This window comes from Bacillus cereus group sp. BfR-BA-01356 (assembly GCF_022663635.1).
Classification (GTDB): Bacteria; Bacillota; Bacilli; order Bacillales; family Bacillaceae_G; genus Bacillus_A; species Bacillus_A cereus.
On the sequence record NZ_JAKUFX010000022.1, the window covers coordinates 52,073 to 58,572 of the forward strand.

Here is a 6,500-nt window from a genome sequence, read left to right on the forward strand (position 1 = left end):
AGCCTAGCCTCCTAATGTCAAACGAAGCGCTTCTCCTAAATTAGAAACACCTACAACCTCAATCCCCTCTGGAATTGTCCACCCCCCTAAATTTTTTCTAGGAATGATAGCACGTTGAAATCCTAATTTAGCTGCTTCTTGTACACGTTGTTCGATTCTTGATACTCTTCTTATTTCTCCAGTTAATCCAACTTCTCCTATTACCGCATCAGTTGGTGCCGTAGATTTATCTCTAAAACTTGAAGCTATACTTAAGGCAACAGCTAAATCAATTGCCGGTTCATCTAATTTCAAACCACCAGCTACTTTTAAATACGCATCTTGATTTTGTAATAGTAAACCTGTTCTTTTCTCTAGTACCGCCATAATAAGCGAGACACGATTATGATCAATTCCTGTCGCCATTCTTCGAGGATTTCCAAAACTAGTAGGGGAAATTAATGCCTGTATTTCTACTAAAACTGGTCTTGTTCCTTCCATTGAGGCAACTACTGTTGAACCTGCAACTCCAACTGGTCTTTCCTCAAGGAAAATTTCAGAAGGATTTAAGACTTCTGCAAGGCCAAGTTCTTTCATTTCAAAGATACCCATTTCATTCGTAGAACCAAAACGATTCTTTACAGCTCGTAAAATACGATATGTATGGTGTCGATCTCCTTCAAAGTAAAGAACTGCATCGACCATATGTTCTAGCATACGCGGTCCCGCAATTGCACCTTCTTTTGTCACATGCCCTACGATAAAAATTGGGATCCCCTTTGTTTTTGCAAGTTTCATTAATTCTGCTGTACATTCACGTACTTGCGCCACACTACCAGGAGCTGATGTCACTTCAGGTAAATGTATCGTTTGAATAGAATCAATAACAACAAAAGCAGGATTCATCTCTTCAATATGTGCTGCAATACGCTGTAAATCTGTCTCTGATACAACAAATAGATTACTACCATTTACATGTAAACGATCTGCACGAAGTTTAATCTGCTTTGCTGACTCCTCACCTGATATATACAATACATCATATGAAGCATCTGCTAATTGCGAGGAAATCTGTAATAATAACGTTGATTTTCCAATCCCAGGGTCCCCACCAATAAGTACTAAAGATCCATCTACAATTCCGCCACCTAGTACACGGTTAAACTCCTGAAATTTTGTTTCAATACGTGCCTCAGACTTTGTTTCTACTTCTGTAAGACGTCTTGGTTTTGTTACTTCTGTTTGAATTGCATTTGCATAATTTAGGCGTCTGGATGATACAACGGGTTCCATCTCTTCAACAAGCGAATTCCATTGACCACACCCTGGACATTTACCCATATATTTTGGTGATTGATAACCACACTCTTGACATGTGAATTTTGTTTTCTTTTTAGCCATATCTTTTTATATTTCACTTCGCTTTCATCTATAAACATTTGACCTTCTCGTACAAGAAAGAGGGCTATCTCGTAGCCCTCTTAGTTTGTCTATACTTATTTTACCTTTTCAGCACTATGAATGACAAATGTTTCCCCTTCTACATCAAAGATAACTTTTTGCCCTTTCTCAATAGCACCTTTTAAAAGTTCTTCCGATAGTCTATCTTCTACATGCTTCTGAATTGCTCTACGTAGTGGACGAGCACCATATTCACGATCAAACCCTTTATCAGCAATAGCTGCAATCGCCCCTTCTGTTAATTGCAATTCAATTTCTTGTTCTTTTAAGCGATTCACTAACTGATTTACCATAAGAGTCACAATTTCTTGAATATGTTTTTTCTCAAGCATATGGAATACGATAATTTCATCAATACGGTTTAAGAATTCTGGACGAAATGCCTTTTTCAGCTCATCCATTACTTTACCTTTCATATCCGAATAATCACGGCTTTCATCTTGTACGTTAAATCCAAGATGTTTGTTACGTTTTAACGCCTCAGCACCAACGTTAGACGTCATAATAACAATCGTATTACGGAAGTCAACTGTACGTCCTTTAGAATCAGTTAAACGACCATCTTCCAATACCTGTAGTAAAATATTAAATACATCGGGATGCGCCTTCTCTACTTCATCTAATAGGACAACTGAATACGGCTTACGACGAACCTTCTCTGTTAATTGTCCGCCTTCTTCATACCCAACATATCCTGGAGGAGAACCAACTAAGCGAGAAGTTGAATGTTTCTCCATATACTCAGACATATCAATGCGAATCATTGCATCCTCATCACCGAACATAGATTCTGCCAATGCTCTTGCTAATTCTGTTTTACCTACACCTGTTGGCCCTAAGAAAATAAATGAACCAATTGGACGTTTCGGATCTTTTAGTCCTGCTCTTGCACGACGAACAGCTTTCGCTACAGCCACTACCGCTTCATCCTGGCCGATGACACGATCATGAAGAATGGATTCTAAGTTTAATAATTTATCAGTCTCTGTTTGTGCAAGTTTAGAAACAGGGATACGTGTCCATGTAGAAACGACATTTGCAATATCTTCTACCGTAACCTCTGAATTTTCTTTTCCTTGTTGCTCTTTCCACTGACGCTTTGTATCTTCCAATTTCTCACGTAAGCGTTGTTCCATATCACGTAAGGAAGCAGCCTTTTCAAACTCTTGACTTTGTACAGCCGCATCTTTTTCTTTTCGAATTTCCTCAAGCTTCACTTCAAGCTCTTTTAAGTTTGGTGGTGTTGTATAAGAGCGTAAGCGAACCTTTGAAGCAGCTTCATCAATTAAATCAATTGCTTTATCCGGTAAGAAACGATCCGTAATATAACGATCAGAAAGTTTTACAGCTGCATCAATTGCATCATCTGTAATAGACACACGGTGATGCGCCTCATAACGATCGCGTAAACCTTTCAAGATTTGAGTTGATTCTTCTAGACTCGGCTCATCAACATGAATTGGCTGGAAACGTCTCTCTAAAGCTGCATCCTTTTCAATATATTTACGATACTCATCTAAAGTTGTCGCACCAATACATTGTAATTCTCCGCGTGCTAAAGATGGTTTTAAAATATTTGATGCATCGATTGCACCTTCTGCTCCACCTGCACCGATTAATGTATGAAGTTCATCAATAAATAGAATAATATTCCCTGCTTGACGTATTTCATCCATTACTTTCTTTAAACGATCTTCAAACTCACCACGATATTTCGTCCCAGCTACCACTGTTCCCATATCTAGTGTCATAACACGCTTATCTCTTAACGTTTCAGGAACTTCATTATTTACGATTTGCTGTGCTAACCCTTCAGCAATTGCTGTTTTACCTACACCAGGCTCTCCAATTAACACTGGATTGTTTTTTGTTCTACGGCTTAACACTTCAATTACACGTTGAATTTCTTTACTACGTCCAATAACAGGATCCAAACGATTCTCACGTGCAACAACTGTTAAGTCGCGTGCTAAACTGTCTAGTGTCGGTGTATTGGCATTTGTCGATGAACCACCTTGGTGACCTGAACTTGCTTCGTTACTTCCAAGAAGTTGTAATACTTGTTGTCTTGCTTTGTTGAGGCTTACGCCTAAATTATTTAAAACACGTGCCGCTACACCTTCACCTTCACGGATTAAGCCAAGTAAAATATGTTCTGTTCCAACGTAAGAATGTCCTAGCTTACGCGCTTCATCCATAGACAATTCAATAACTTTTTTAGCACGAGGTGTATAATGTACAGTTTGAGAAGCTTCTGTTCCACGTCCAATTAACGCTTCTACCTCTTTTTGCACTTTTTCCGGGCTCAATCCAAGAGCAATTAACGCTTTTGCTGCAATTCCTTCACCTTCGCGTACAAGCCCAAGTAAAATATGTTCTGTTCCAATATTATTATGCCCAATGCGAATTGCTTCCTCTTGAGATAAAGCTAATACTTTCTGTGCTCTTTCTGTAAATCTTCCAAACATCATAGAAATCGCCTCCTACTTGCGCTTAGTTTTTTTCAATACGTAATCGCTCACGGATTAAGGTTGCTCTTCGATAATCTCTTTCTTCCGGTCCTAAAGGTCCTCCTGCATATTGTTGTAAAATACCTGGTTGCGTAAGAACCATTAGCTCAGTCAAAATATTTCTCGATATACCTTTTATATATCCTAGATCAATACCAAGTCGTACATCCGATAAGCAAGTTGCCGCTTCTGCAGATTGAATTAAACGACTGTTTGCTAGTATACCGTAAGAACGATAAACCTTATCTTCAAGCTCAATGCTCGAATTTTGTACAATTAATTCTCTGGCCAATTTTTCTTGTTGTATAATTTGCTGCATGACACTCTTTAAATCTGCAATAATATCTACTTCGGATTTCCCTAGCGTCATTTGATTTGATACTTGAAATATATTACCTAACGCTTCGCTACCTTCACCGTATATTCCTCTTACTACTAACCCTAATTTTTGAATTACTTGTATAATACGGCTAATTCTTTTTGTTAAAACCAGCCCTGGTAAATGAATCATTACAGAAGCTCTTAATCCTGTACCAACGTTAGTAGGACAACTCGTAATATATCCAAGTGATTCATCAAAAGCATATTCAACCTCTTTCTCAATCCAATTATCTATTTGATTAGCGCTTTGAAGCGCCTTTGATAACTGTAGCCCTGGAAATAGGCACTGAATCCTAATGTGGTCTTCCTCATTAAGCATCACACTAATGTGTTCGCTTTCTGATAACAGACATGCTCCATATTCGGTCCCTGCGAGATTTGGACTAATTAAATGCTTTTCGACTAAAACTCTCCTTTGAAGAGGCGTTAATTCATTCATTTTTAATAATCCAAACTTCCCAAAGGGCTCTACCGATTTATTTATAAATTTCTTTTTAAATAATTCTTGAACCTGTTGAGCTTCCTCTTCGTTTTGCATAGTAGAAAATTGATATTGCTTAAAATTACGAGCCAAACGAATTCGACTACTTAAAACAATATCAGAATCAGGGCCATCCCCCTTCATCCATGGACTAATCGCTTCATTCATAATTTTGTCCAGTGACATAGAACTACTCCCCCTCTCTATGCTCACTAAGCTGAGTTTCAAGCCCTCGAATTTCATCTCTTACCTCAGCAGCTTTCTCAAACTCCTCATTCTGTACATATTGTTTCAGAATAAGTTTTAGTTCATCTAATTCTTTCTTTAAGTGGATATTTCCTTCCATTCGTTCCGGAATTTTTCCACAATGTTCTGTATGTCCACCATGAAGTCGCTTTAACAATGGGTTTAAGTGTCCTTTAAATGTATCGTAACAAGAAGCACAACCAAAGCGTCCCACTTTTGTAAAATGTTCATATGTCATCTTACAATCTGGACATCTTACTGTATTTGTATTTGAAAACCCGTTTTTTCCTTCTCCAAACATTGTTGATTCACCGTGTAATAAACCAGCAAATACATCATGAAATGAAAAGTTAGACTGTGATGATTGAAAGAAAGACGTATAGCCACTTTGCTCCGCACATTGCTCACAAAGATGAACTTCCGCCTTCTTCTCGTTGATTACTTTTGTATAATGTAAAGTTGCTGGTCTTATATTACAGTTTTGACAAGTCATCAATATCCCCACCTTTACAATAGGAACGATCTACCTCATGATACTTTTCATACATTACTAGATTGTCCTCTTTCCTTAATCCATTTAGATAAAAGTACATGCTCTTTTTCAAAACTTCTACAATATTTAACTGCCCTATCTTAATTATCATTCTTTTACAAAAGCTGTATTTATTTATATTTCAGTGTTCTTAACATTGCGCATAATATTCGAGCCCTAAGTTCATCTCGAGAAGGAATATCCATTGATAATACAGAACGATCTAGTACACTTAACATTAGTTTTGCTTCACGGCCTGTTATAATTCCCTCTTCTAATAAACGTATAATCATACTCTCTGCATTCCCTTGTGCAACGCTATGATCAATCATATGAAGCATTTGATCAATAATGTCTATATCATCATGCAGTTTGACTTTTATAATGCGAATGTAACCTCCACCACCACGTTTACTTTCTACTATAAATCCTCTTTCTAATGTAAAACGGGTATTGATTACATAATTGATTTGAGATGGTACGCACTCGAATCGATCCGCAATCTCATTTCTTTTAATTTCAATCACATTATTATTACTTAAGTCAATAACTTGCTTTAGATATTGCTCAATGATATCAGATATATTTCTCATTTATCCGCCACCTTTATTGACTTTGACTATCTTTGACTTTAATTATATACGTATTAATAAAATTTGCAACTCTTTTGCTTATTCACTATCCTAGCCACATTCCCCTGCATTTAATCAAAATAGTAATTATTTAAGCACATTTTTTTAATTACTATGGATTATAAAAGAAAACACGAAAAAACACGAGTCATTTGACTCGTGTTTAGTTGCTTGGCGACGTCCTACTCTCACAGGGACAAGGTCCCAACTACCATCGGCGCTAGAGAGCTTAACTTCCGTGTTCGGTATGGGAACGGGTGTGACCTCTCTGCCATCAT

The 6,500-nt window shown here is 37.4% G+C and carries 5 protein-coding genes and 1 rRNA gene; all 6 read right to left on the bottom strand.

The genetic code is table 11. The features are described 5' to 3' along the window. Positions 1-3: 3 nt before the first annotated feature. Positions 4-1,380 (bottom strand): DNA repair protein RadA, encoded by a 1,377-nt coding sequence (gene radA, locus MR168_RS10710; RefSeq protein ID WP_001085202.1) that lies wholly within the window; start codon positions 1,378-1,380, stop codon positions 4-6. Positions 1,381-1,475: 95 nt separating this feature from the next. Then, positions 1,476-3,911, bottom strand: a complete 2,436-nt coding sequence (gene clpC, locus MR168_RS10715; protein WP_000971184.1) for an ATP-dependent protease ATP-binding subunit ClpC — start codon at positions 3,909-3,911, stop codon at positions 1,476-1,478. Positions 3,912-3,933: 22 nt separating this feature from the next. Next, complete coding sequence (gene mcsB, locus MR168_RS10720) at positions 3,934-4,998, bottom strand: protein-arginine kinase McsB (protein ID WP_000050843.1); 1,065 nt, start codon at positions 4,996-4,998, stop codon at positions 3,934-3,936. 4 nt (positions 4,999-5,002) lie between these two features. Further along, positions 5,003-5,551 (bottom strand): protein-arginine kinase activator protein McsA, encoded by a 549-nt coding sequence (mcsA, locus tag MR168_RS10725; protein WP_000128399.1) that lies wholly within the window; start codon positions 5,549-5,551, stop codon positions 5,003-5,005. Between the two features lie 170 nt (positions 5,552-5,721). Next, the gene (ctsR, locus tag MR168_RS10730; protein WP_001244558.1) at positions 5,722-6,183 is read right to left on the bottom strand and encodes a transcriptional regulator CtsR; all 462 of its coding nucleotides are present in this window, start codon (positions 6,181-6,183) and stop codon (positions 5,722-5,724) included. 208 nt (positions 6,184-6,391) lie between these two features. Next, positions 6,392-6,500 (bottom strand): 5S ribosomal RNA (gene rrf / locus MR168_RS10735); the annotation flags it as partial.